The organism is Albirhodobacter sp. R86504, assembly GCF_042466415.1.
GTDB lineage: Bacteria > Pseudomonadota > Alphaproteobacteria > Rhodobacterales > Rhodobacteraceae > Albirhodobacter.
Map to the genome: position 1 here is coordinate 98,506 of NZ_JAXHCH010000003.1, position 26,233 is coordinate 124,738.

27 protein-coding genes are annotated in these 26,233 nt (G+C 59.0%); 10 read left to right on the forward strand and 17 right to left on the reverse strand.

Translation table 11 applies throughout. From position 1 onward, the window contains the following. The 3 genes from SJY32_RS16130 to SJY32_RS16140 form a co-directional block, all read right to left on the reverse strand. Positions 1–444, reverse strand: a complete 444-nt coding sequence (locus SJY32_RS16130; RefSeq protein WP_376878106.1) for a tripartite tricarboxylate transporter TctB family protein — start codon at positions 442–444, stop codon at positions 1–3. Positions 445–543: 99 nt separating this feature from the next. Next, positions 544–1,509 (reverse strand): Bug family tripartite tricarboxylate transporter substrate binding protein, encoded by a 966-nt coding sequence (locus SJY32_RS16135; protein WP_376878108.1) that lies wholly within the window; start codon positions 1,507–1,509, stop codon positions 544–546. 51 nt (positions 1,510–1,560) lie between these two features. Further along, complete coding sequence (locus SJY32_RS16140; RefSeq protein WP_376878111.1) at positions 1,561–2,547, reverse strand: YncE family protein; 987 nt, start codon at positions 2,545–2,547, stop codon at positions 1,561–1,563. Positions 2,548–2,659: 112 nt separating this feature from the next. Between SJY32_RS16140 and SJY32_RS16145 the strand changes: the two genes are divergently transcribed. From SJY32_RS16145 to SJY32_RS16170, 6 genes are all read left to right on the forward strand, one after another. Next, positions 2,660–3,547, forward strand: a complete 888-nt coding sequence (locus tag SJY32_RS16145) for a LysR substrate-binding domain-containing protein (RefSeq protein ID WP_376878114.1) — start codon at positions 2,660–2,662, stop codon at positions 3,545–3,547. Between the two features lie 135 nt (positions 3,548–3,682). After that, positions 3,683–4,609: a TAXI family TRAP transporter solute-binding subunit gene (locus SJY32_RS16150; RefSeq protein WP_376878117.1), complete on the forward strand. Its 927-nt coding sequence runs from the start codon at positions 3,683–3,685 to the stop codon at positions 4,607–4,609. A gap of 99 nt (positions 4,610–4,708) precedes the next feature. Then, entirely contained in the window at positions 4,709–6,589 is a 1,881-nt protein-coding gene (locus SJY32_RS16155; protein ID WP_376878120.1) for a TRAP transporter permease, read from the forward strand. A gap of 21 nt (positions 6,590–6,610) precedes the next feature. Then, positions 6,611–7,201, forward strand: a complete 591-nt coding sequence (locus SJY32_RS16160; protein ID WP_376878123.1) for a cupin domain-containing protein — start codon at positions 6,611–6,613, stop codon at positions 7,199–7,201. Between the two features lie 81 nt (positions 7,202–7,282). Then, complete coding sequence (locus SJY32_RS16165) at positions 7,283–7,975, forward strand: GntR family transcriptional regulator (RefSeq protein ID WP_376878126.1); 693 nt, start codon at positions 7,283–7,285, stop codon at positions 7,973–7,975. Between the two features lie 180 nt (positions 7,976–8,155). Further along, positions 8,156–8,500 carry a hypothetical protein gene (locus tag SJY32_RS16170; protein WP_376878129.1) on the forward strand — a complete coding sequence of 115 codons (345 nt, stop codon included), beginning with the start codon at positions 8,156–8,158 and terminating at the stop codon, positions 8,498–8,500. A 1-nt stretch (position 8,501) separates the two neighbouring features. Here the strand turns inward: SJY32_RS16170 and SJY32_RS16175 are convergent. From SJY32_RS16175 to SJY32_RS16205, 7 genes are all read right to left on the reverse strand, one after another. Next, a protein-coding gene (locus SJY32_RS16175) for an IS3 family transposase (RefSeq protein ID WP_376870199.1) occupies positions 8,502–9,655 on the reverse strand; the annotation gives its coding sequence in 2 pieces (ribosomal slippage) (positions 8,502–9,388 and positions 9,388–9,655; 1,155 coding nt in all). 134 nt (positions 9,656–9,789) lie between these two features. After that, complete coding sequence (locus tag SJY32_RS16180) at positions 9,790–10,656, reverse strand: dioxygenase (RefSeq protein WP_376878132.1); 867 nt, start codon at positions 10,654–10,656, stop codon at positions 9,790–9,792. 23 nt (positions 10,657–10,679) lie between these two features. Next, on the reverse strand, positions 10,680–11,987 hold the full coding sequence (locus SJY32_RS16185; RefSeq protein ID WP_376878135.1) for a TRAP transporter large permease: 1,308 nt from the start codon (positions 11,985–11,987) through the stop codon (positions 10,680–10,682). After that, complete coding sequence (locus tag SJY32_RS16190; RefSeq protein ID WP_376878138.1) at positions 11,984–12,562, reverse strand: TRAP transporter small permease subunit; 579 nt, start codon at positions 12,560–12,562, stop codon at positions 11,984–11,986. Before SJY32_RS16190 ends, SJY32_RS16185 begins: the two co-directional genes overlap by 4 nt. Further along, on the reverse strand, positions 12,559–13,641 hold the full coding sequence (locus tag SJY32_RS16195) for a C4-dicarboxylate TRAP transporter substrate-binding protein (RefSeq protein ID WP_376878141.1): 1,083 nt from the start codon (positions 13,639–13,641) through the stop codon (positions 12,559–12,561). Before SJY32_RS16195 ends, SJY32_RS16190 begins: the two co-directional genes overlap by 4 nt. Before the next feature lie 88 nt (positions 13,642–13,729). After that, complete coding sequence (locus SJY32_RS16200) at positions 13,730–14,380, reverse strand: malonic semialdehyde reductase (RefSeq protein ID WP_376878144.1); 651 nt, start codon at positions 14,378–14,380, stop codon at positions 13,730–13,732. After that, a complete protein-coding gene (locus SJY32_RS16205; RefSeq protein ID WP_376878147.1) occupies positions 14,377–15,246 on the reverse strand; it encodes a fumarylacetoacetate hydrolase family protein in 870 nt (289 codons plus the stop codon). Before SJY32_RS16205 ends, SJY32_RS16200 begins: the two co-directional genes overlap by 4 nt. A gap of 85 nt (positions 15,247–15,331) precedes the next feature. Between SJY32_RS16205 and SJY32_RS16210 the strand changes: the two genes are divergently transcribed. Beyond that, positions 15,332–15,718 (forward strand): YciI family protein, encoded by a 387-nt coding sequence (locus tag SJY32_RS16210; RefSeq protein WP_376878150.1) that lies wholly within the window; start codon positions 15,332–15,334, stop codon positions 15,716–15,718. A 63-nt stretch (positions 15,719–15,781) separates the two neighbouring features. On the opposite strand, the gene SJY32_RS16215 is transcribed toward SJY32_RS16210, so the two are convergent. The 7 genes from SJY32_RS16215 to SJY32_RS16245 all read right to left on the reverse strand — a co-directional run bounded on the left by SJY32_RS16215 (position 15,782) and on the right by SJY32_RS16245 (position 23,257). Then, positions 15,782–16,633: an SMP-30/gluconolactonase/LRE family protein gene (locus tag SJY32_RS16215; protein ID WP_376878153.1), complete on the reverse strand. Its 852-nt coding sequence runs from the start codon at positions 16,631–16,633 to the stop codon at positions 15,782–15,784. Continuing rightward, complete coding sequence (locus SJY32_RS16220) at positions 16,630–17,226, reverse strand: 2-dehydro-3-deoxy-6-phosphogalactonate aldolase (RefSeq protein ID WP_376878156.1); 597 nt, start codon at positions 17,224–17,226, stop codon at positions 16,630–16,632. Before SJY32_RS16220 ends, SJY32_RS16215 begins: the two co-directional genes overlap by 4 nt. Beyond that, on the reverse strand, positions 17,223–18,113 hold the full coding sequence (locus SJY32_RS16225) for a 2-dehydro-3-deoxygalactonokinase (protein ID WP_376878159.1): 891 nt from the start codon (positions 18,111–18,113) through the stop codon (positions 17,223–17,225). Before SJY32_RS16225 ends, SJY32_RS16220 begins: the two co-directional genes overlap by 4 nt. Further along, positions 18,110–20,188, reverse strand: coding sequence for an alpha-galactosidase (locus SJY32_RS16230; protein ID WP_376878326.1), 2,079 nt, complete (start codon positions 20,186–20,188; stop codon positions 18,110–18,112). Before SJY32_RS16230 ends, SJY32_RS16225 begins: the two co-directional genes overlap by 4 nt. Further along, the gene (locus tag SJY32_RS16235) at positions 20,188–21,033 is read right to left on the reverse strand and encodes a carbohydrate ABC transporter permease (protein ID WP_376878162.1); all 846 of its coding nucleotides are present in this window, start codon (positions 21,031–21,033) and stop codon (positions 20,188–20,190) included. Before SJY32_RS16235 ends, SJY32_RS16230 begins: the two co-directional genes overlap by 1 nt. Beyond that, a complete protein-coding gene (locus SJY32_RS16240; RefSeq protein ID WP_376878165.1) occupies positions 21,033–21,953 on the reverse strand; it encodes a carbohydrate ABC transporter permease in 921 nt (306 codons plus the stop codon). Before SJY32_RS16240 ends, SJY32_RS16235 begins: the two co-directional genes overlap by 1 nt. Positions 21,954–22,024: 71 nt before the next feature. After that, the gene (locus tag SJY32_RS16245) at positions 22,025–23,257 is read right to left on the reverse strand and encodes an ABC transporter substrate-binding protein (RefSeq protein WP_376878168.1); all 1,233 of its coding nucleotides are present in this window, start codon (positions 23,255–23,257) and stop codon (positions 22,025–22,027) included. A gap of 144 nt (positions 23,258–23,401) precedes the next feature. Here SJY32_RS16245 and SJY32_RS16250 point away from each other — a divergent pair, with 144 nt between their 5' ends. Genes SJY32_RS16250 through SJY32_RS16260 form a run of 3 tightly spaced genes read left to right on the forward strand, consistent with a single transcriptional unit; the run spans position 23,402 to position 26,233 of the window. Continuing rightward, positions 23,402–24,211 carry an IclR family transcriptional regulator gene (locus SJY32_RS16250; protein ID WP_376878171.1) on the forward strand — a complete coding sequence of 270 codons (810 nt, stop codon included), beginning with the start codon at positions 23,402–23,404 and terminating at the stop codon, positions 24,209–24,211. A 49-nt stretch (positions 24,212–24,260) separates the two neighbouring features. After that, positions 24,261–25,319 (forward strand): ABC transporter ATP-binding protein, encoded by a 1,059-nt coding sequence (locus tag SJY32_RS16255; RefSeq protein WP_376878174.1) that lies wholly within the window; start codon positions 24,261–24,263, stop codon positions 25,317–25,319. Continuing rightward, positions 25,319–26,233, forward strand: coding sequence for a Gfo/Idh/MocA family protein (locus tag SJY32_RS16260; protein WP_376878177.1), 915 nt, complete (start codon positions 25,319–25,321; stop codon positions 26,231–26,233). The genes SJY32_RS16255 and SJY32_RS16260 overlap by 1 nt, the downstream gene beginning before the upstream one ends.

Consider the following 26,233-nt stretch of genomic DNA (forward strand, 5'->3'; position numbering starts at 1 on the left):
CTAATATGTCAAAAGCTCAATCGGCAGCCCGAGCAAACCGATGAACAAGATTGCGCTGAAAATCGCGAGGGCGGCGGCAGTCAAAAGGCGCTCTCGCAGCCCGAATCCCGCCTTCGCGAAGCTCGCGATGAGGGCCGCGATGAGAACCGCAGGGATCAGGCCAAAGCCCTCAATCAACAGTGCGAAACTCGCGACGGCGGCCGTGATGGCAAAAAACGGGCGCCAAATGATCCGCGCGTAATGCTCGACAGGGCTGCGCACCCCCTTCGCCAAGACCGCAAGGCCGATCACGACAAGCAATCCCGCGAGCAAGACCGGAAAGAAGCCGGGGCCGGGACGGGCAGCAGTGCCGATATCAAACCCCACCGCCAGAACGAGCCCCGCAAGCCCGATGATCGTGAACATCAGCCCCGAGGCTACGTCCTTATCGTTGAGGTGTTTCATACACCTGCCTCCCGTAAAGTTCGATATCCGTGCGACACGGTCGGGCGTCGGGCCGGTGGCATGGCTGCTCGCCCCGACACCTGCCCGACGCTCCTCAGATCACCGTGCTAAAATCGTCGACCAATCGCGGAGTTCCGCCGCAATCACCGCCGCGAAATCCTCCGGCGAACCGATGATCGGCTCCAATCCGGCTTTGGCCAACGCGTCTTGGAAAGCGGGCGTTTGCGATTGCCGCAAAACCTCGTCGTGCAACAGATCGATAATCTCGCGCGGGGTGTCCTTTGGCGCGATCAACCCGAACCACGAGTTAAACTCAAACCCGTCGACCCCCAGATCGGCAATCGGCTGCAACTCAGGCGCGCCGGGATTTGGCGTAAGGCCCGTGACGCCCAAAGCAACAAGCTGATCGTCCTTGACGAATTGCATGCCCTGCCCCGCAGATACGAACACCGTCGACACACGCCCCGCGACAACGTCCAACACGCCCAGATTTAATTTTTCATACGGGATCGCCGTCATCTCGACGCCGGTTTTGGTCTGGAATAGCTGCGCCGCGAGATTGGCCGAACTCGCCTCGCCCGCCGTTGCGAAGGTCAACGCACCCGGATTGGCACGGGCGTAGTCAATGAACTCGGCTTCGGTCGTCAGGCCGGTCTCCTTGCTGACGTAATGCACCATCGACGCGCCTGCGACACGGATGATCGGCGCAAGATCCTGCGCAACGTCGTAATCGATATCGTAGAGATAGGGCAGAACCGTTAAATTCGCCGGCACAAAACCCAGTGTATAGCCATCCGCATCGGCATCCGCGACTTGATCGACGCCAATCGCGCCCCCCGCCCCGCCGACATTCTTCACGATAACCTGCTGGCCCCACTGTTCGGTGAGGCCGTCACCCACGAGCCGCGCAAGGATATCAACCAAGCTCCCCGGCCCCGTGGGCGCGATGATCGTGATCGCCTTTTGCGGATAGTCTTGTGCCTGTGCGGGCAAAGCCGCCATCGCGGCAGATAGGACCGCCCCCGATGCGATCAGCGCGCGGCTGATCCCTTTGCAAAATGTCATGGTCTCTCCTCCCCATGGAATGTCTTGATAGTGGCGCATGCGCCAATGCGGTCAGTAAAACGTTAGCGCCTCAATTCCCTTTCCTGCCACAACACATTCCAGCGCCCTCCCCGACGCCAGATCAATGCGTGTCAGCAAACCACAATCATGGTTCGCGATTAAGGCATGGCGTCCGTCTTGTGTGAACGCAATGCCTTGCGGCCCTTTCGCAATCGCGATCATGCTGTGATCGCCGATGTTTTGCCCGTCGTGAATATGCATTACGCCAGATGCATAATTTGTGCTCACCAGATATTTTCCATCGGGCGAATAGCGCAGGCGTATCAGGCGACTCGTCTTGGGGTTGCTCAACACCGCACCTTTGAGTGGTACGGTCTCGATGATCTGATCCGTCGCGGTATCGATCACCAAAAGGTCTTGCCGTGTATTTTCGGCCGCGATCAACCTATCCCCCGACGGGCTGATCGCGATGCCTTCAGTGCCCTTTGGCACTTTAATACGCGCGCAAACCTCGCGTTTCACCAGATCGAATACGATCAGATCGCCGAGCTTGCATGAAACGTAAAGCTTGCTGCCATCGGGCAGAATTTCGATGAAGGGCGGGCGTCCGTCTTGCGCGCCGATCTCGAAGGTCTCGGTCAGCGCCCGCGTCTCGCAATCAATCACGCCGAGCTCGCCCGTTTCCTCAAAGATCACCCAAAGCTGCCCCGCTTGGTCGAAGCGCATCGCATGGGGCCCTTTAAACGCGCCGGTGTCGATCCGGTGGATAATCGACTGGCTCGCGAGATCGAGCACGGAGATATGCGTGCCGGATTCGATGAACTTTCCCGCCGCGAACTTGCCGAATTCGGAGGCATAGGCGAAGCGGTGGTCGGGCGAAATCGCGACCTCGTGGTGGTTTTTATGCGGGATGGATTTTTGTTCGGCGAGGGTCTCGGGATCAAAGAAACGGATCGCATCGCCCAGCTTGTCGATGCCAATCAGGCCAGTGCGTCCGGTCGGGTTATTCGTGGCCCAGAGGCTTTGGTCGGTGCCCATACTGCGGCCTTTCTTCAGGTTGGGGAAAACGGTCTGTGTGGAAAACACTTGCAAATGAAACATGACGAAACAAACATATGATAGGCATACTATATTCCGAAAAGGACTTTTGATGCGCTATTCCATCGTGCAAATCCAGGCCATCGTCGAAGTTGCACGATGTGGTTTTCATGTCTCCAAAGCGGCGCGGCGCTTGAATACATCCCAATCGGTAGTCAGCAAGCATTTGAAATCGTTTGAGGATATTTTCGCGGCGAAGGTCTTTACGCGATCTGGAAAGCGCCTGACCGGCCTCACACAGGAGGGCGAGAAGATCATGCAGCATGCCGAGCGGATTATCAGCGATCACAACAGCATCGAGAAAATCGGCCAAGAGGCCGGCGCCTTCGAACGCGAGAGCCTGTCGCTCGTCACCACGCCGACTTTGGCGCGCTATCTCCTTGCCCCGACAGTGAAAAAGTTTCGCCAGATGCATCGACAGGTGCAGCTCCACATTCAAGTCGAGGAAACGGATAAGGCGGTCGAATCCCTGCGCCACGGGATGTGTGATTTGGCCATTGTGCCCATCGGCAAGCTGCCGACGGCCGATTTCACGATGACGCCTTTGACGCAATGGCCGCGGTCTCTCATCGGTCTGCCTGATTGCCCGCTGTTTGATGGCCGTGACCTGACGTTAGAAACCATCGCAACCGAGCCGATTATTGCGTTCGAGACGCCGACGATTTCGTTGCAAGACACATTTGATAAATACGGCATCGCGACGAATGCGGCGCTGACCACGAGCAATCCGGATGTGATGAAAGCCTATGCGGAACTTGGCTTGGGGGTTGCGGTGGTTGCCACGCCGACGTTCGATGCGCAGCGCGACGCCCCTTTGGTGGGGCGCGATGTCTCCGACATCTTCCCGCCCGTTCGGATCGCGGCGCTGCAAACGCGCGGGTCCTATCACATCGCGCTGCAATCGAAGTTTCTGGAGTATCTCAAGGCAGGCCTGACATAGGCGATCCGATACGGATCGGCCTCATGCAGGGGCGGCGCAACGATCGATGCTTTCTCCCTCTCTGTTAAAAAAACGATATTTTTAGTTTGATCAAAAAAATATCGGTGATAACGTGACGGCAGGGAGGATATACAAATGAACATTTTGACGAAAACAGGTGCGATCGCGGCCATGATCGCGGCTCTGTCCATTCCGGCTGCCGCACAAGAGTTGCGCGTGGGGACTGCGAGCCTTGGCGGCGCGTTTTTCCCGATGGGGCAAAGCATGTCGAACCTTGTGAACACCTATGCCGAAGGCGCGTTCACGATGGTGCCCGTGGTGACGCAAGGCTCGATCCAGAATCCGCGCCTTGTTGCGGATGGTGAGATCGACATCGGCATCACCAGCGCCGATATCGCCGCCGATGCTGTTGCGGGGCGTGGTGCCTATGAAGGCAATGCGATGGATCTCAAGGCCCTCGGCCCGTTGCACCCCAGCGTGCTGCATATGGTCGTGATGGCGGGATCGGATATTCAAACCTTTGGTGACCTGCGCGGCAAGCGTGTTGCGGTTGGTCCTGCTGGCGGTGGCACATTGGGGTTCTTGAACAATATCATGCCCGAATATGACATGACGTTGGACGATATCACCCCGAGCTTCCTGAGCTATGGCGACGGGTTCAGCCAACTTGCCGATGGCACGGTCGATGCCGCTCTGGCGTTGTCGGGGTATCCGGCGGCGGCGGTGATGCAGGCTGCGGCCTCGGGCGATTTGCGGATGGTCGAATTCGAAGACGATAAGCTCGCATTGATCCTCAAGGATAATCCCGCCTATTCGACCTTCGACATCGAGGCCGATGTTTACGGCACAGAGACCGGCGCGACCTTGATTGGTGTGACCAATATGCTCGTCGTGCGCGGTGATATGGATGCGGCCGTGGTCAACAAGATCGCGACCTCGGTCTACGACCATCTCGACGAATTCATCGCGGAAAATGCCAATGCGGCGCAGATTGATAAATCGCGTTCGGGCAGTCTGGCGATTGATCTGCATGAGGGCGCGGCAAGCTACTTCGCACAGTAACACAAGAGCCAACGCGCGACGGGCCCCGCTTGGCCTGTCGCGCTTCCATCTACCGTCTCGTCCATGCGTGCCAAGCGCGCCACAAGCGAAATGTATCCCATGACCACACCCCTCAAATTCCCGTCTCTCGCGACGCTTCTGACTGGCGTTGCCTTTGCCTTCGGCGCGTATCACCTGCTCGTCGTCTCGGGCATCCTGTCGATCTCGACGATGGAGATGCGTCTGACCCATATTATGCTGGCGCTGGCGTTGTTATTCGCGCGCACGCCGATTTCGGCCACGCTCGCAAACAACCGCCTCGCACGGGCGTTTGATGTGGCGCTGATCATCGCAGGAACACTGGCCAGTATCTGGTTGCTGTCACGGTGGAAAACCATCGCGTTCAGCGGCGGGATGACGATCACGCAAGATTACTACGCCGGCATCGTCATCGTCGCCTTGGTTTTTGAGGCGGCGCGGCGCGGAGTTGGCGCGATCTTGGCGGCGATTACGATGGTGTTTTTCATCTATCCGTTCATCAGCCCCTATCTGCCGGGCATCCTGAATTCGCGCGGCTATAGCTTCCAGCGTGTCGTGACCTTCCTGACAACCGACACGCAAGGGATTTACGGCATCCCGATCGGCGTCGCGGCGACCTATATTATCGTATTTACGATTTTCGGCGCGCTTTTATCGCGACTCGGCGCGGGGGAGTTCTTCTTCGAGATCTCCTTCCGGCTGACGCGCGGGATGCGCGCGGCGAGTGCGAAATCGGCGGTGCTGTTTTCGGCGTTGATCGGCATGGTGTCCGGCTCGGCTGCGGGCAATGTCGCGGTGACGGGCACGCTGACGATCCCTTTGATGAAACGCGAGGGCTACAAACCGCACCAAGCCGCGGCGATTGAGGCTGTGGCCTCCACCGGCGGGCAGATCATGCCGCCAGTGATGGGCGCGGCCGCCTTCATCATGGCCGAGGTCGTGGGGGTAAACTATACCGAGATCATGGCGACGGGCCTCATTCCTGCGCTTTTGTTCTTCGCAACCGCTTTCGTCGTCGTGCATCTGCGCGCCGTGCGCAGCAAAATCGAACCCAGCTCCGCGCCAAGCACGGATATGCGCTCCACAAGGCGGGTGCTTTGGGACGGTGGCCCGTTTATTGTCGCGTTCGGATTGCTGATCGGGATGATGCTGGTGGGCTATTCCCCGTTCAAGGCGTCGATGTGGTCGATGGCGGCATTGATTATCTGCGTCCCGCTATGGCGGCGCCATATTGATACGGATCTGCTGCGCCAAATCGGCGGGGCGGTCGTCGACGGGGCGAATGGCGTTGTGACAATTTCGGCGGCCTGTGCGGCAGCGGGGATCATCGCGGGCGTTCTCGGCATGACGGGGCTTGGCTCCAAAATCGCTGTGCTCATCGATATGGGGTCGGGCGGCAGCCTGTTGATCGCGCTGATCCTGACGATGTTTGTCTCGATCATTCTTGGCATGGGGCTTCCCACAACGGCGGCCTATCTGATCCTCGCGACGGTGGTTGCGCCGGCGCTGGTGAAAATGGGCGTGCCGATGCTGACTGCGCATTTCTTCGTGTTCTACTTTGGCTGCATGTCGACAATCACGCCGCCGGTCGCATTGGCCGCGTATGTGGCGGGGGGTATAGCCAAGGCCGATATCTCCAAAAGCGGATGGACCGCCGCCGCCTATGCCGCGCCCAGCTTCCTGTTGCCCTTCGCGTTTTGCTTCGGGCCGGGGCTTCTTTTGCACGGCACGATGTTCGAGAATATCGAGGCGGTCATCACCGGCTTCCTCGGCGTGGTGGCCATTTCGATCGCCGTTGTCGGCGCCATCCGTGCGCCAATCTCCCCCCTTGAACGCGGGATTGCGGCCATCGCGGGCGTGCTCTTGTTGTTCCAAGATATCACCAGCGCAATCTTGGGCTGTGTGGCACTCGTCGCCCTTTGGGCACTTTCCGAAAAACGGCGCGCATCTGCGGCCCTCTGAAGTTTGATAAAAGGACATCCCATGGCAAAAGAATTCCGACGTGTGGTCACAGGCCACGATGCCACCGGCAAAGCAATCATCGAGAGCGATCAAACCGCGACGCAATATCTGGAACGGCCAAACCGGCCGGGCGTGCGGCTGACCAATTTCTGGCTGTCGGATGGCACCCCCGCCGAATATGACGGCGCGACAGAAACTTGCACAGGGCAGTTCACGCTCCATCCCCCGAAGGGCGGCTCGGTGTTTCGCTGTGTCGAGTTCGAGCCGGAAGATCCCGAAGTGATGGCCAAGCTCGACGGCCCTGCCGCGTTTGCGGAGATGGGGGCCGGGGCGAATATTGTCGAGGGCGCGCGCCACCCGTTCATGCACCGCACCGATAGCGTGGATTACGCGATGGTCGTGAAGGGCGAGATCTGGATGCTGATGGATGACGAGGCCGATGATGTGCATCTGAAAACCGGCGATATCGTGATCCAACGCGGCACCAATCACGCATGGCAAAACCGCGGGACGGAAAGCTGCATCATCATGTTCGTTCTCAACGACGGTGTCACCACGCGCGATGCGGTCGGCGACAAGCGCACCGGTATTCCCGCGCGCGGGGATGCATAACCTATCCCTTCTTTGGAAGGGTCGGCGGGGTGGAGCATCAAGGGCCATTGATTTCCCCCCGCCGGACGTTAAGGAGAGAGTATGACCGATCGCGTTTCAACATCTGCACGGCTCGACCTCTCGTCGCAAATCACCTCTGCGACGCAGATGGCCTATAATGCCATCCGTCGGATGATCGTGACCGCCGAATTGCCTCCGGGTGAGAAGCTGAAGATCGAAAGCCTCAAAGATATTTTGCAAACGGGCGCCTCGCCCATTCGCGAAGCATTGAGCTTGCTGACATCCGATCAATTGGTGGAACGGATCGACCAACGGGGTTTCCGTTCGGCGCCGGTCTCGCAGGCGAATTTCACCGAGATTTTGACGCTGCGCTGTGCGCTCGAAGATATGGCCTTGCGCCAGAGTATCGCGAATGCGGATCAGGATTGGGAGGAGAAGCTCGTGCTGGTGCATCATCGCCTGACCCGCGCCAATCCGAGCGACGGCGCGCTGTTCGAGGATCTTCACAAGACATTCCACATGACGTTGCTGGGCAAATGCGACTCGCCCATTTTGCAACGCTATTGCAGCCAGCTTTACGATCTCAACGTGCGGTATCGTTATCTTGCGGGGCGGTCGCTAAACTACAAGCGCCGCGATGTCAGCCGCGAACACCAAGGCATTCTGGACGCCACAATTGCGCGCGATACCGACCTCGCATCCAAGCGCCTTTTGGATCATTACCAACAAACCGGCACTTTCTTGCAAGATACCGGTCTGGTGCCATCGGAATAACCCGCACGCCCACCGCCCGAGGTATCGCATAAAAAGGGGCCCGATTGAGCCCCTACCCTTTGCACGACACAGCGCAAGCGCGGCGAGTGGCAGGTTTGAGTCCTTATTGACCAAATTTCTGCGCCGCAGCTAATGTCCGTATTGGAATCTGAGGAGTTGAGCTCCCGCAAAGCCAATCAAATGTTCATGAAGTTTTTCATGCCAAAAAATTGCGCGCTTTGTTCGCGAGAGCGGGATCTAAAAAACAGCCACATCATGCCACAAAGCATGTATAAAGCTTGTGGAAAGGCTGATGAACCATTTGAAAGTGCTCTGATCCTCTTTGATCACACGCGAGGTACAGCGGTCAGAACCTCGAAACAACTCAAACAAGAACTTCTGTGTGAAAGCTGTGAAGGCAAGTTTAGCCAGTTAGGCGAGGACTACTTTGCTAGAATTTGCTATCAAGGAGCGGCGAGCTTTAAGCTCAGAGGGGAGCTAGGCGGACTGAGCTACTCCCCATTTGTTGGACAGGATCTGGCGTAAATTAAGCTACTCTTTGCACCTGCTGATCGGGGTTGGTTGTTTTAATTCTCTGCCAATAGACCACGGCAGGTGGCCTGCCGCCAAGCGAGGAATGCGGTCGCTTGTGATTGTAGAACTCGATCCATTTTCTGATGCCTGCTTTCGCCTCCGATCCGGTTTCCCAAGCATGCGGGTAGACGCATTCATACTTCAGGGACCGCCACAGTCGTTCGACGAAGATGTTGTCAAGGAAGCGGCCCTTGCCATCCATTGAAATGCGGACATTTGAGCGGCTCAGTCGGTCTGTCCATGCAAACGATGTGAACTGTGAGCCTTGGTCGGTATTCATAATCTCAGGCGGGCCGAACTTGTGGATCGCTTCGTTCAACGCATCGACGCAAAACTCTGCCTCCAGCGTGTTTGAGATGCGCCAAGCCAGCACCTTGCGTGTGTGCCAGTCCATGATTGCCACAAGATACAAGAATCCGCGCCGCATTGGCAGATAGGTAATGTCGGCGCACCAGACTTGGTTGGGCCGATTTACCCGCAACCCACGCAGCAGGTAAGGATAAATCTTGTGCCCCTTTGCCGCCTTGCTGGTGTTCGGCTTCTGATAGATGGGCATGAGGCCCATCAGCCGCATAATGCGTCTGATCCGTTTCTCGTTTACGACGTGATCCTCATTTCGCAGGTGCCAAGTCATCTGGCGCACGCCGTAAAACGGGGTTTCCAGGAACTGCTTATCAATCAGCCGCATCAGGTCGAGGTTCATTTCACTTTCGCCTTTCGGCTCATAATAGAACGAGGATCGAGAGATCGACAGCAACGCGCATTGCTTCCCAACAGACAGCCCAGGCAGATTGGGCTCAACCATCTTGCACCTCATTTGTCGGTCCAGGGTTTGAGCTTTCTTGCCAAAAAATCGTTGGCGACGGCCAACTCCCCAATCTTGGCGTGCAGGTCTTTGACCTGCTCTTCATCGACTTCCGGTGCCTTCCGGCCGCCACGCTCAAATACGCCAGACGCACCTTCAAGCAGAGCACGTTTCCATTGATGGATCATCGTGGGATGCACGCCGAACCGACTGGCCAGCTCGCTGACCGTCTCTTCGCCCTTCAGCGCTTCCAACGCTACCTTGGCTTTGAATTCTGGATGATGTTGCTTCCGTTTCGACATCGTCGATCTCCTTCGTGTTGAAGATCAACAGACAACAAATCGCAGCTTACGTCAGTGTCCTAATTTTAGGGGGTAGCTCACTGTTTAAGCCCCCGAAGATGCCTTCGGGAGCCCATCATCGTCTGTGTCGCGGTTTACTTCGTTGCCAGTTTGAAATCGAAATCAACCTTGGCCCACGGTCCATCGACCGTCCCTGACAGGGCAAACCCATCGGGGAAAGTGCCGGCGGGCTGGGGGCTGTAGCGCATTACCAGATCGCGGCGCACACCAAAGACGGTATCTTGATCCAGATAGGGATCGTCATCGGGGAAGACTTCCGTCACCAGATCGCGGTACCCATCAGCCTTGATGATGAAATGCAGGTGCGACGGACGCCAAGGATGCCGCCCTGCCGCGTTCAAGATATCGCCCACCGGCCCGTCGGTCGGGACGGTATAGCTCACGGGGCGAACGGTGGTGAACGCGTAATACCCGTTCTCATCCGCCGTCATCAAACCGTGGAACGACATGATATCCTGATCGGGGTCCTGACTGGAATACAGGCCGTTTGGCGCGGTCTGCCAGATGTCGAGCTGGGCATGCGCAATCGCATTGCCCTCCAGATCACGGACATGTCCTTGAACCAAAACGACCTCGCCTTCAAAGTCGCCCTTCAGATCTGCCCGCAAGGCCATCGGCGGCGCGTCCGATACATGGAACGGGCCGAGCACGCTGGAACTCGTGGCGCCCTCGCGCGAATTGATCATATCGACCAGCGACGACAGGCCCATCACATCCGACAAAAGCACGAACTCGTTGCGCTCCGGCGTGGTAATCCGGCCCGCCCATTCCATCGCCTCGAGACCCTTACGCCATTCGTCATGCGTCAGCCCCACTTCACGCACAAACGCATGCATGTGACGCGAGAGCGCCGCCATGACCTCTTTGAAGCGGGGATCAGTTTCGTCGGAAAAATAGCTCGCGAAGACATCGCTGATAGTGTCAGGGGTTACATCTCTCATAAGGTTTCCTAGCTAAGTGTGACCTAGTTGATCAGGGCAAGGGTCAAGGAGGGGAAGGCAATGATCGCGACCAGCACGATCAGCATCACCCCCGCGAAGGGAAGCGCGCCGAGGAACACATCCTTGAGCGTGATCCGCGGATCATCCAGCGTGGCTTTGATAACGAAGCACGAGATCCCGAGCGGCGGTGTCAGCAGCCCGATCTCCGCGCCGATCACCGTGACAATCCCGAACCAGACAAGCGATAGCCCCATCGGTTCGATCAACGGCAGGAACAACGGCACAACGATCAAGATGATTGAGGATGTGTCGAGGATCGTGCCCAAGAACAGCATCAAGATCACGTAGAAGACCATGATCTGCACGAAGCCAAAATCGCTCGCCGTCAGGAGCTTTTCCAACTCATTGGGTAGCCCCGCGAGACCCAGCATCCGGCTATAAATCGAGGCGGCGGTGATCAAGAACAAAATCGCGGCCGTGATATGCCCCGTCTCGATCAAGGTTTCCCAAAGGCCGCGCCACGAGATGGAGCGCCGCACAACCGCAATCACCAGCCCGAGGAGCGATCCCGCCGCGCCCGCCTCCACAGGAGTCATCCAGCCAAGGTAAATCCCGCCGATCACTGTCGCGATCAGCAAAACCATCGGGAGCGTGCGCGAGGCGACCTCGGCCCAAGGCATGGCGACGTAATCCTCAGCCGGGCGTCCACCGACGAATTTCGGCGTGAACCGCCCCATCAGGAAAATCGCGACGATATAGGCCACCGCGAGCAACAGCCCCGGCACAACGCCCGCGATAAACATCTCCCCCACCGATTGTTCCGCGACGAAGGAATAGATGATCAGCATCGCAGAGGGCGGGATGATCATGCCCAAAACGGACGATCCTGCCACAACCCCCACGGCAAAGCGCGGGTTGTAATCATATTTCATCATCTCCGGCACGGCGACTTTGGCAAAGACCGAGGCAGAGGCGATTGAACTGCCGGTCACGGCGGCGAAGCCCGCATTCGCGCCGACGGTTGCCATACCGATCCCGCCGCGCACGTTGCGAAACGCGTTGCTCATCACCGCGTAGATATCCGTTCCCAGCCCCGCCTTCGAGACGACGAGCCCCATGAAGCTGAACAAAGGCACGGTGGCGAAGGTGTATTCCATCGCGCTCTCAGAGACGGCGATTTTCAGCAGGTTGAGCGCGAGGTCGAAATTGTCGCGCATCAGCCAAATCGCGACGAAGGACACCGCCGTCAGCGCGATTGGAATATAGACGCCCAGATAAATCAGAATGACGATCGCACCGACCGTCACGCCACCAAGTTCAAGCGGGGTCATGCGTGTTCAATCCTTTCAAACTGGTTGCGCAGGCGCGGGGCGATCACCCAAAGGCCGAAGATCGCCGAGCACAGCATCGCGCTGGCCAGAACCGTGAGTTTGATCGGCCACCAAGGCGCGGTGAACACCCCCGGAATTCCGAAGTAATCCTGGCTATGCCACATCTCGACAAAGGCCGGATAAGAGGCCTTCGCAATCAGAACCATCACCGCCAAAGACAAAAGATCGATCAACCGGCGCAAGATATCGCCGGCAAGCGGGCTGATCGTTTCCAACAGGCCAAGAAACCCATCCGACCGCGTCAAGCGGCCCGCGCGGATCACATCGGGGAGTTGTAAGAACACGATCAGAACCATCGTGAATTGCACAAGCTCGATGGCGCCATTCAAGGGTTTGTTGAACAGGCTCCGCGCGAGCATGTCGTAGTTGACGATCAACACGAGGGCGAGAACCATCAATGTTCCCGTCACATTTGCCAATACCGCAACGCGTTTGACCGCGACGGTCAAGGCGCCGTGTAACCATCGGGCCCGTGCGGGGCCCGATGATTGCGTTGCGGGGTGGTTTGCGCTCAATTCCCCGCCCCTGCGGCCCAGTCACGCAAGGGGGTTGCGCCTGCGGCCTCCAGCTTACCGAGATAGGATTTCAGCATCTCCGAACCGGGCGCGCCCGCATCATCGAGACCCTTCGCCCATTCCGCAGCAATATCGGGCATCGACGCGGCCCATGCGGTGCGTTGTGCGGTATCCATCTCGGTGATCGTGCCGCCTGCTGTGCGGTAAGCCTCAAGACTTTCGGCGGCGCGATCCATCGCGATTTCAGCAAGGTGATCGCGGTAGGCCACGGCGACTTCGCTGATTGCGGTTTTCACCTCATCGGGCAATTTCGCCCAATAATCCTTGTTTGCCGTCACGGCCTTGGTATTCACCGCGCCCAGATCAGCGTCGAGCATAAACGGCGCCACTTCCGCCATTTTGAACGTCGCCGCAGCTTCTGGCCAAAGCATCGCATGCTCAACAAGGCCGGTTTGAACCATGTTGTAGAAATCGGTCAGACCGCCGCGAACGCCCGCCGCGCCGGGAATCCCTTCGACATAGCGCAGGTTCATGCCCGCACCCGCAATCTTGGCGCCTTCAAGTTGCGAGAGCTGCGAGATCTGGTTTTTCGAGAAAAGCTGGTAGGTATCCAAAACCACGCCCGTCGTGAGGTAAACTTGGTTTTGCGCCTCGAATTCGGCCTTCACCGATGGAAACTCCTGCGCGATATCGTCGACCGCCTGCGACACGATCCGCGCATCCCCCGACACAAACGGCGTCACCGCCGCGATCGCTTGACTCGGCAGTTTCGAGGAATGGAAAATCGTCGTGACGATCCCGATGTCACCCAAGCCAAGCTCGATCCCTTCGAGCACACCGCCCGGTTTCACAACCGTGCCGCCGTAGCTTTCGCGCCAATCCATTTTGTAATTGCCCGTTTCCGCAAGGCGCTTGTCGACCTCGGGAATGAAGAAATCGGTGAATTCCTGCACCCACATCGATCGCGCTGGATACCCGTCGATTACATTGGCGGTGATCACCTCTTGCGCGTGCAGCGGCAAACCGACCCCTAGGCCAATTGCCAATGACGCAGCCGTCATCCGGTAAATCGGATTCATAACATCCTCCCTCCTGTTATGCGGGTGTGAAACCTGTCCCGCGCGTTGCGCCCCGATTTGCCCCTCCTCGAACAAGATCGGAACGATTTCAGATGATCGAGCAAACCTCCTCGAAGGCGAAACGAGGTAGCTTGCCAAACAAGGCGGCCTCGTCTGCGTAGCCGAAATTACAAAGGAAATTCGATTTCAGGCCTGTTCCCGCGAAGAACTCCGCATCGACAATCTCGTTCGAAAATCCTGACATCGCGCCCACGTCCAAGCCCAGCGATCGCACCGCAATCATAAAATAGGCGCCTTGCAGGCTAGAGTTTCGCATCGCAGTGCTTTCGCAATGCTCGGCCTTGCCCTCAAACAAGGGGCGACGATCCTCATGCGGGAACAAGAACGGAAGCTTGGTCCAAAATGCCGGATCATAGGCAATGATTGCCGTGACCGGCGCCGACATCATCTTATCGACATTCTTATCCTTCAACGACTTAGCCAGCCGCTGCTTCGCCTCAAGGCTGCGCACGAACACGATCCGCGCGGGGCAGGTGTTCATGCTGGTTGGCCCCGAGATGGTGATCTCGTAGATTTCGCGCAGCAGATCATCGCTCACGGGGCGATCCGTCCAAGCGTAATGCGATCTGGCTTTGCGCAAGATGACGTCAATCGACGCATCATCGAGACGCGGCTTGAGGGCGCGCAACGCGCGCACCTCTGCCTGTGCTGCCGCGCGTGGATCTTGCGCTTGCGTCATGCAGTGACCTCATCCGCAATCGGGCTTGCGCAAATGCCGATCTGCTCGATCTCGACTTCGACGACTTCGCCCGGCACCAACCAACGCGGATTTGGCTTTTTCGCGTGACCAACACCCGGAGGTGTGCCCATCGCGATCATGTCACCGGCTTGCAGCGTGGTGAATTCGGACACGATCGCAATCGCCTGCGCCACGCTCCAAATCATATTGCCGGTGTTCGAGCTTTGCAAAATCTCGGTTCCGACACGGCTTTCGATTTTGAGGCCCGCAGCCCCTTCGGGCAGATCATCGGCCGTCACAACATAAGGGCCGATCGCACCGGTCTGATCGAAGTTTTTGCCGGGGGTCCATTGGTGGGTCTTGCGCTGATAATCACGGACGGACCCGTCATTGAAAACGGTGTAGCCAAACACATGATCTAGCGCGTCAGCCTCGGAAATATGCCGGCCACCTTTGCCAACAATCACCATCAATTCGGCCTCGTAATCCAGTTTTTCCGAGCATTGCGGCCGGATCATCGGCGCGCCAGCCGCCATGATCGACGGGCGCGTGCGCAAGAACATCGCCGGATAATCGGGAATGTCATAGCCGCCTTCCTTGATATGCTCGACGTAGTTCAACCCAAGGCAAAGGATCGTGCCCGGCGCATCAAGCGGCAAAGCGGGCGTGATATCCGATACCGCAACAGCGCCGGCCATTCCCTCCGCCATAGCCGTTGCCGCCTGCCCCATCAGCGCAGGCGAGTTGATCAGCGCGGCCAGATCTGCCCCGATTTCGGGCACTGCGGCGCTTAGATTAACCGCTTTATCTCCATCCACCCCATAGACGGAAACTGCCCCGTCCAACGTGCCTACCAATAATTTCATAGCTGATCCTCTCCATATTTAACTTTATTTTGCCGATGAAAAATCATTAAGTCAATAAATATCGATATTTTTGGAGACGCAAAAAATGCCGGACTTTGACGCCTATAAAGAAGCCGCGCGAGGGCGCGGCGCGTTGGCCTTGGAAGTATATGCCGTGTATTCGACGCCGGTTGAGGGCGGCCCGGACCTAGGGGCGGTTTTGCCAGATCACCTTGATTATCAAGCACAACTCGAACGCGCGGGGGCTTTAATGCTGGCGGGGCCCTTATCGGATGAGACGGGAAAAGACATTCGCGGCGCGGGGCTGATCATTTACCGCGCGTCGTCGATGGACGCGGCGCGGGATCTCGCCAATGCCGATCCGATGCATGTCACGGGCGCGCGGCGATTCGAATTGCGAAGATGGTTGATCAATGAGGGCGCGCTGACGGTTTCGGTCGGGCTATCGACGGGCCGCGCGGGTCTTTTGTAACGGACAGGATCGGGGCGGCGCGCACGCACATGGCCCCGATCCTGCTCATGACACGCAAGGCCGTTACAGTGTGACGATGTGTTCTTCCTGACCCTTCGCGACGGAGGCGATATGAAAGACCGCGCCGTCGAGGTCTGTCGGATCGGGGAGGTTTTCTAAAGCGGATGTCGCGAAAAGCGTTGTCAAATCGTCGCCCCCAAAGGCGGGGCAACTGATCTGGCTTGCCGGAAAGCGGACAGCGTCGGTGAACCGTCCGGCCGTATCATACCGCGCGACGCGGCTTGCGCCCCATTGCGCAGACCACAGCGCGCCTTCGGCATCGATCACCGCGCCGTCGGGATTCAACCCTTCCGTACGCAAATCGATAAACACCTCTGGCTCGCCCGCAGGCCACCCGTGCGCATCCAGCGTCACGCGCCAAATGATCTGCTGCGCCGTATCGGTGAAATGCGCGTGACCGCCATCGGGCGAGAAACAGATCGCATTGCTGATCGTGATGCGAGAGAACAACTTGCGCATCTCACCCTTGTAAAACCGCCAAATCGCACCCGCTTCGGGTTGGGCGTTCACACCCATCGTGCCAATCCAAAACCCGCCTTGCGGATCGGCGCGGCCATCGTTGGATCGCGTCACCGGATCATCCGCCTCGAGCGGCACGATCACCTCGCGCGCGCCCGTCGTCAGATCAAATACGCTCAACGCCGATTGCGACGCGAGCAGAACTTGATCCCGAGAGATACGCCCCGCCGCAGAGACATACTCATCGAACTGCCAGTGCTGCGCGGTGTCCGCGGCGCCACGCAAAAACATCTTCCGGTTCAGAATATCAAACCAGATTAGCGCCTTTCGATCGGCCAGCCATAAGGGCCCTTCCCCCAAAACGCAGCGCGTTTCGTCAAAGACCGTCGCCGTCATTGCGCCACGTTCCACGCATCAACCAAACGCCGCGCCTTATCCGCAACGATCTGGGCGCTGTCGTCGGGCTTGTAGATCGACGATCCGATGCCAAAGCCCGTCGCCCCCGCCGCCAGCCAATCCGCCATATTCGCAGGCGTCACCCCGCCCACAGCGTAAAGCGGCATCTCGCGCGGCAAAACGGCCTTCATCGCGCGCAACCCGATTGGCCCGACAAGCTCGCCGGGAAAGAGTTTGAGCGCATCCGCCCCCGCATCAATCGCGACGAAGGCTTCCGTCGGCGTCATCACGCCCGGAAAGCTCGTCATTCCGGCCTCTTTGCTCGCGCGGATCACCGCCGGATTGCAATTGGGCGAAACAATCAGCCGCGCGCCCGTCTCGGCCACTTGCGCCACCTGCTCCACCGTCAAAACGGTGCCAGCCCCAATCATCGCCTGCTCCCCGAAAGCCTCTTGGAGCTTGCGGATGCTGATCAACGGATCGGGCGAGTTGAGCGGCACTTCGATCCGGTTGATCCCCGCCTCCACCAAGACCTTGCCGATTTCGAGGACGTCGTCGGGGGTGATCCCGCGTAGAATCGCGACTAAATTCATCTTGTTTCTCCAATTCGGGTCGAGGCCTGATACAGGCCCGCCAATGTCATCGCGCTTGCGTCTTGCATGCGGATCGCAACGCCTTGCGCTTCCAGCGCGCGCCCATAAAGATGCGACAAAGCAGGCGCGCCGATCAGCGCAACCTCAACGCCCTGCCAAAATGATTTTGCGGCCGCGAGCTCCGCCCCGATCATCAACCCCGAAAGCGTAGCGCGGGCACGATCCGGCGCGGGGGTATCAAGCAAGGCCTCCGCGCGCAGACGAAACAGGTTCGAAAAGACCGACGCGGGATCCGCGAGCGTCCCGACGCAGGCGGCATCGAATGCGGCCTCTTCTTGCGCCTGCGCCAACTGGGCGCCGACAGTGTGGCGCAAAACGGAGTGTTCTGACAAAAGCGAGAAGATCTCACCCGTCATAAAGCTTTGGAATTGCGTGATTTCGCCCCCCGCGATCCGCACCCATTTGGTATGCGTCCCCGGCAGGCAAATAACCCCGTTAAAGGCAGGATGTGTCGCAATCAGGCCCGCGATTTGGGTTTCTTCACCGCGCATCACATCTGCCGGATGGGCCTGCGAAATGCCGCCCGCGATCCAGACATTGCTTTCGGGGACGCGCACCAAAGGCGTTTGTGCGGGGGCGGGCGTTTGTGCGTAGGGCGCCTCGAACCAGCCTTGCCGAGAGCCTACCATCCCGCAGGCAATGACGGGCGCGTTCGACCACTGCGCCCAAGGTGCGATTTCGGCGTCCAAGACGGCGGCGAACTCGTCGGAACGCAAACCGCCCATACCGCGCGGCGAGGCGCGGTGATGGATGATGTCTGGCCCGTCCATGGCCCAAAGCCGCAAATTTGTCGTGCCCCAATCCGCGGCGATCCACAATGACGTCACAGTCTTTCTCCCTCAATGACCCACATCGTCAGCGGGAAGCTCCACGGCAAGTTTATCCCCTGCCGCATCAAATATTGTCCGGTCACCACCATATCATCCGACTTGAGCAACGGCGCACCGCGCGACAGGCCGATGGCATCGCCCTTGTTGCGCAGCCGGATACGGTAGCGGGCGTCAGCCTCTAGCGCGGTAAGGCGCAACGGGCGCGGCAAGATCTGCGCGGAAGTATCGGCCTTGCCCGCAAACACCACGAACCGCCCACCATCCTGCGCCAGTTGCTGTTCGGCGATCACCGCCGGATCGGCGCTGTCCAGCCGCAAGATATCGGCGCGGCGCATCCAATCGCGGTTGGCTTTCCACCATGCGGTGACGTCGCGCAGCACACCCGCTTCATGATCGGTCAATTCGCGCGGGTCCATCTCGAACCCCATATGCCGCGCGGCGGCGACCCAAGCGCGCATCTCGATCCCGATCACCCGCCCCGAAGTGTGGCAATGGCGCGGCCCGACATGGCTTCCCGTCACCGCCATCGGCAAAAACAGCGCGGCGTTATGTTGAATCCGCAACCGTTCCAGCGCGTCATTGCTATCGGACAGCCAAACCCTTTGCGTACGCGCCATGATCCCGAAATCAATCCGGCCCCCGCCAGAGGAACAGCTTTCAATCTCGACACGCGGGAAATCTGCGCGCAACCGATCCAGCAAAGCATAGGTTCCGCGCGCCTGAGACGCATCCGCATGGGGCAAAACGCGGTTATGATCCCATTTGATATAATCGATGTCATAGGCGGTGAGCACGGCGGCGATCTGCCCGTAGAGATACTCGCGCACCTGCGCATTCGACATATCGAACACCATCTGCTGGCGGCCCAAAATCTGATCCGTGGCCCCTAAAGCCCAATCGGGATGGGCGCGGTAGATGTCGCTATCTGGGTTGACCATTTCCGGCTCGAACCAGATGCCGAACGTCATCTTGAGAGTATGGATGTGATCGATCAGCGGGCCCAGACCATCGGGATATTTGCGCGGATCAATCGCCCAATCGCCCAGCGATGTGGTGTCATCATCGCGCCGCCCGAACCAGCCATCGTCGAGCACGAACCGCTCCGCGCCCAGATCGGCGGCGCGGGTGGCGATGTCTTTGAGTTCAGGCAGGGAATGGTTGAAATACACCGCCTCCCAACAATTGTAATGCACAGGCCGCGGGCGATCCGGATGCGGCCACGTGACGATTTCATCGCGCAAATGGCGTTGATAGGCGGTGGCGCAGCCGTTGAAGCCGTGATCCGAGAACACCGCGTAGATCGGGGCGGTGTCAAAGGCGGTGATGGGGGCGGGCTCGGTCTGCGGCGCATGGCCGAACTGGATTTGGCGGCGGCCATCGGGCAGCTCTTCGGCCAGCATCGCATGGCCCCCCGACCACCCGTAGTGCAACGCCCAGACCTCGCCCGCGCAATTGGTCGCGCCGCGCGCAGGGAGGAGGATCGCCGGAAAATGTTCGTGCCCCGTCCGGCCAGTGCGATTGTCGCGCGCCAATATCCCCGCACGCCACGGATGGGGCTGCATCTGGAATTCACCAATCCAGCGGCCCGCGAAATCGAACATCTCATCCGATAGCTGCGGCGCGGGGAACACCGGCGCGGCCAGCCAATCGAGATAGATCGGCGCATCGGACGAAATCGACGCTTGCGCCGTGATGATATGCGTTTGCGGATGGATCGCGAAGGTCGCGGTATAGCGCAAGCCGCCATCGGCATAGGTGAGCGCCAGAGAATTGTCCCCTTCCTGCGCCGAAACGAATTTGAAGCGCGGACGGATCAGATCGCCCTCAAGCGCCCGCGCTTTGAGGCCCGCTTGACCTGAAAAGCTGCGCGCGGCCTCGGGGCAAATCGAGAGAGGCGGGTTCTCATCGAGCATCCCGCCCGTCACATCCATCCGGTGCGCGCGCGCCAAAGCCGCGAGATCCTCACCGCGCAGGCGCGCCCCCCAATAGATGATTTGCGGAAGGTCGCCGTTTTCACCGACCAAAACAAGGGATTGACGCGCATCACTCAGATGCCAAATCTGCGGCTTGATCACTTCACCGCCCCCAATGTCAGGCCCGCAATGAAGTGGCGTTGCATCGCGAAGAACATCAAAACCGGCGGCAATGCGGCCAGAATCGAGCCCGCCGAGACCAAATGCCACGCCGCGATCCATTGGCCGTTTAAACTATTGAGCCCCGCCGTGATCGGCTGCGTATCCGCACCCGTGGTCAGCACCATCGCCCAGAAATAGTCATTCCAGATGAAGGTGAAAATCAGGACCGACAACGCCGCAATCGCCGGGCGCATCAAGGGCATGACAACATGGCGGAAAATCTGCCATTCGGTGACCCCTTCCACCCGCGCCGCCTCGATCAGATCAAACGGCAGCGCCTTGATGAAATTGCGCATGAACAGCGTGCAAAACCCCGTCTGGAACGCGATGTGGAACAGGGCAAGGCCGGAGATGGAATTGTAGAGGCCGAGACTGACCGTCAAATCCCGCACCGGAACCATCAAGATTTGGAACGGCACGAAGTTCCCCGCCACGAACATGAAAAACAGGAGCAGATTGGCGCGGAATTTATAAATCGCCAGCGCAAACCCCGTGAGGCACGAAAGCCCGACCGCGCCGATCACGGTCGGGATCGTGACCTTGAAACTATTGAGCAGGTATTGATCGAGCGCCGTATTTTTGAACACGGTCAGATAGTTGTCAAACGCGAGCGCCGAGGGCCAGCCAAAGTAATTGCCCGCCGCCAAATCCGAGGACGGGCGCACCGAGGTCATCGCAACCCCGATCAACGGCAAAAGCCACACAATCAGCAGCACAGGAAGCGCGAATTTATACGCCCATTGCGCGGTGGGCGAGAGGGTTTGGATTGGACGCGGAAACATCAGCGCGCTCCTTTTTCGTCGCGCCACATCTTACAGATGAAGCCCGAAATGAAGATCATCATGATCGCGAACAGCACCACCGCGATCGCCGCGCCGTAGCCCATCCGGTAGCCATATTCCGACAGGGCTTGTTCATACATGTAGTAGGACAGCACGCGGCTGGACCCATATGGCCCGCCAGACGTCATGATCGAGACGAGATCGAAGCTCCGCAGCGCGCCGATCACCGTGACCACGAGTGCGATGAATGTCGCAGGGCGGAGTTGCGGCAACACGACATACCACAGCATTTTGATCCCCTTCGCCCCGTCCAGCCGCGCCGCCTCGATTTGATCGGGGGCCACCGCGTTCAGGCCGGTGAGATACAAGATCATGCAATAGGCGATTTGCGGCCAAAGACCGGCGATAATAATGCCGTAAGTGACGAGGTTCTCATCCGCGAGAATGGCGACCTGATAGCCGGTGACCCATTCGATCAGCTTGAAAAACAACCCGAAATCGGGCGCGTAGAACCACGAAAAGATCAGGCCCACGACCACTTGCGAAATCACGAAGGGGAAGAAGAATAGCGATTTGTAAATCCGGATGCCGCGCACGGTCTGATTGAGAAACAGCGCGATCATCAATCCAGCAGGCACGGCCAGCATATAGAGCGTCAACCATATCACGTTGTTTTTCAACGAAATATAGAACGCCTCATCATCGAGCAACTCGATGTAATTGCCCAAACCGATCCATGTCTTCGGGCTCAAACCGTCCCAATCGAAAAACGACACCCACATCGATTGGAACACCGGAATGATCACATAGATCAGGAACATCGCCAAACCCGGCGCGAGGAACAACCAAGGCGCAAGCGCTTGACGTGATTTGCCTTTGCGCGGTTTTTTTGCGTGATGCGTAGCAGATGGCGCCGTCATAGCGGTGGCCCCCTTCTCAAAAATTGCAAAACCGGAGGCAGGAGCCCCGCCTCCGGTCGCCTTGACGTCGCTTACTTCGCGGTGCGTGCGCGGGTTTTCTCAAGCCGCTCAAGGATTGCGTCGATGCGGTCAGGTTTCACCATGAATTCTTGAAACCCTTCCATGCCGACTTTCGCCATTTCCGCCGAGGCGTCACGATCGAAGAACTGCGCAATGCCGCCTTCTGCCGTGCTGAGAAGCTCAAAACCGGCTTGCAAGAACGGATCGTCGCCCACCGTCGCATCCTTGTTGATCGGAAGCTGACCCAGCGTCTCGTTCATCTTGGTTTGCTGCTCGGCGCTTGCGAGGAAGGCGAGGAAGGTTTTGGCGTCCTCGACATTTTTCGCGCCCGACGGGATGTGGATCGTATCGGTCGGCGCTTCTTCCGCGCGGGCCAAACCTGGCGTGATTTCAGGGAATGGCATGAAGCCGAGGCTGTCGTTCGTCATGCCGCCGTCTTTGAACGTCGCGACCGCGAAATTGCCCATCACGTAGTTCGCCGCTTTGCCCTGCACGAGCAGAGCCGCCGCATCTTGCCAATCGATCGCCGCGTGATTTGCGGTGGTGTAAGGCACGACCTTCGCCCATTCCGCAAACACGTCCTTCACGCGATCATCCGTCCACGCAATCTCGCCATTGGTGAGTTGCATGTGGAAGTCATAGCCGTTGGTGCGCAGGTTCAGGTAATCGAAGATCCCAGCTGTCGGCCAAAGCGCCTTCGATCCGGTGGTCAGGCAATCCACACCCGCGGCCTTAAAGGCCTCGCAGTTGGCGACGAATTCATCCCACGTCGCGGGGACTTCCACGCCGGCCGCTTTATAGACGTCTTTGTTATAGTAAATGCCCCACTGGTAGTAAGTGTAGGGCACGCCCCATTGCTTGCCGTCAATCGTCATTGAGGACGCCGCGGAGGCAAGGCTCTCGTTCAGGCCATTCTCGGCCCAAACATCCGACACATCCATGAACTGGCCCGAATTGACGAAGGGCGCCATGCGGTTGCCCGCATACCAATTCGCAAGATCGGGGCTATCGGCAGTCAGGAAGTTCCGGATCGCAGTCTTGTAGCCCTCGTGGTCGAACAGGTTGATGACGACATCAATCTCCGGATTGGCGGCCTCAAAATCCGCGACCAGATTTTCAAACGCAAGTTTCGGCGCGGGATCGGAAGCATCGGTGTTGATCGTCAAAGTGCGCTGCTGCGCGAAAGCGGGCGCCGCAACGCCGAGCATCAACGCGCCGATCAGGGCTGTTTTCGTGAAAGTCATTCGCTCCTCCCAAAGCTATGTCAGACCAATTTTGGTTTCATATGTTGGAACCGTTTATTGGATATTGAAACCTTGTTCTGAATCGGTCAGTCTGTCAACAGTCGTTTGCAAGAGCGGCGCCAGACTTCACGGAGGGGAGGCCGGATGACTGAGCATCAAAACCCGATTGCTGTGGGCAGCGAGAAAACCCATGAGGATGGCACGGTTGGCCGAACGCTAGCTGTGCTTGATCTGGTTGCCAGCTTCGCGCGCCCCGTCCGGTTTGCGGAGGTTTTGCAGGCGACCGATCTACCCAAAGCGACGCTGTATCGCTTCCTGCGTGTGCTCACGAATCAGCAAATGCTGGCCTTCGACGAGGAGCGCCAGACTTACGCGCCCGGCCTGCGGCTGGTTCGGCTCGCGCATTCGGCATGGGCACAAAGCACCCTCGCGCCCGTCGCGGCGCCCTTCCTCGATACGCTGAGCCGCGAGACGGGCGAGACGATCCACCTCGCGCAGCTCGATCAGGGGATGGTTCTCTACATCGATAAGCGCAACGCCGCGCGCCCTGTCGAAATGTTCTCGCAATCGGGCAAGATCGGGCCAAGCTATTGCACCGGCGTTGGCAAAGCGATGCTCGCGCATTTGCCCGAGGACCGTTTGGCCGATGCCATCGCCCGGTCGTCGTTCAAGCGGTTCACGCCCACGACCTACACGAATGAGGCCGATCTGCGCGCCGAACTGAGCGCGATCCGCGCCCGTGGGTTCGCATGGGACAACGAAGAACATGAGCCGGGCATCGTGTGCATCGCCGCGCCGATCCTGTCCCAGAACGGGCGGGTTTTGGGGGCTTTGTCGATCACAACGGCCAATGCCGATGACCGCGCCAAACTCGAATCCTACGCGCCGCGCGTGATGGAGACCGCGCACGCGATCGCCCAAGCGTCCAATTCGTGGCGCTTCCCGGAACAATAATCACCGGTCTCGGGGGAGGCCGCATCTATCACTCGTGGGAGGAAATCACGTGTCACAAGTTACCTTGCGAAAGGTCGTCAAAAGCTACGGCGCTGTCGAAGTTATTCATGGCATTGATCTGGATGTTCAACAGGGCGAGTTTTGCGTCTTTGTCGGGCCATCGGGTTGCGGAAAATCGACCCTATTGCGGATGATTGCGGGTCTTGAGGAAACCACCGGCGGCGCGATTTCGATTGGCGCGCGGGATGTCACCGACGCCGATCCGGCAGAACGCGGCGTCTCGATGGTGTTCCAGACCTACGCGCTTTACCCGCATATGACGGTGCGGGAAAATATGGGGTTCGGTCTAAAAATGAACGGCCACCCGAAGGCGGAGATCACGTCCAAGGTCAATGAGGCCGCGCGGATTTTGAAGCTGGAGCCGTTGATGGATCGCAAACCTGCGGCCCTGTCGGGCGGGCAGCGCCAGCGCGTTGCGATTGGCCGCGCGATTGTGCGCGGGCCGGAGGTGTTCTTGTTTGATGAGCCGCTTTCCAACCTCGATGCCGAATTGCGGGTGGAAATGCGCGCCGAGATCGCGCGTCTGCACCGCGAAATCGGCGCGACGATGATTTATGTGACCCATGATCAGGTCGAAGCGATGACGATGGCGGATAAGATCGTCGTGCTGCGCGCGGGCCATATCGAGCAGGTCGGCGCGCCGATGCATCTCTACGATGATCCCGATAACCGGTTCGTGGCGGGGTTTATCGGCTCGCCTGCGATGAATTTCGTGGCCGCAATGGTGGAAAACGGCGCAATCATCGCGCCGGGCCTCGACAATGCGCGGATCACGCCGCCGATCACCATGCCGGGCAATAGCGTGCCAGTGGAAATCGGCCTGCGCCCGAATGCGCTGCGGATCACGGCCACCGGCCCCTACCGCGTGGAGCACGCCGAAAACCTTGGGGCTGTGACCTATGCGCATCTGACCGCGCCTTCGGGGGAACGGCTTGTCGTGGAAACCGAGCAGCGGCTTCCGGCGGCGGGCGGCGCGATGGTGGGGCTGGAATTTGATCCTGCCGATTGCTTTGTGTTCCGCGCCGATAGCGGGCTGCGGGTGCGCTGATGTTGAACATCGGTTTGGTCGGGCTGGGCGTGATTGCGCGCGCCCAACATCTGCCCGCGATTGCGGCGAACCCGTCGATGCGGCTGGCGGCGATTGCGTCCCGCAATGCGGTTTTGGACGGGCTGCCGAGCTATCCCGATGTCGCGGCACTCCTCGCCGCCGAGCCGGAGATTTCCGCGATTTCGCTTTGCACCCCGCCGCAGGGCCGGTTTGATCAGGCGATGGCGGTGCTGCGTGCGGGGCGGCATTTGATGCTGGAAAAGCCGCCCGGCGCAACGCTCTCGGAGGTTGAGGCTTTGCAGCGCGAGGCACAAGCGCAAGGCGTCACGATCTTCGCCTCGTGGCATTCGCGCGAGGCGGCCGCCGTCGACCCCGCCCGCGATTGGCTTTCGGATAAGGCGTTGAAATCCATCGCGATTGAATGGTTCGAGGATGTGCGCAAATGGCACCCAGGCCAGGATTGGATTTGGGCGGCGGGCGGATTGGGCGTGTTTGATCCAGGGATCAACGCGCTCTCGATCCTGACCAAACTGATCTCGGATGTCGTGTTGGAGCGCGCCGATTTGCACATCCCGCAGGGCCGCGCCACGCCGATTGCCGCCGATCTGCGGCTCAAGGCGGGCGATGTGCCGATCACCGCCGCGTTTGATTGGCGGTATGAGCGCGACGAGCTTTGGCGGATCACGTTCGAGACCGATCAAGGCACGCTTTTGCTGGAAGATGGCGGCGCGCGGATGAGCGTGAACGCAACCCCCCTGACATCGGGCGAAAACCATGAATACGCCCGCCTTTACGCCCGTTTCCATGATCTGATCAAAGCGAAGCAAAGCGAGGTCGATCTCGCGCCGCTGCGCCTTGTTGCCGATGCGTTCCTGACCGGCCAGCATCATCCCACCGACCCTTTCCACCCGTGA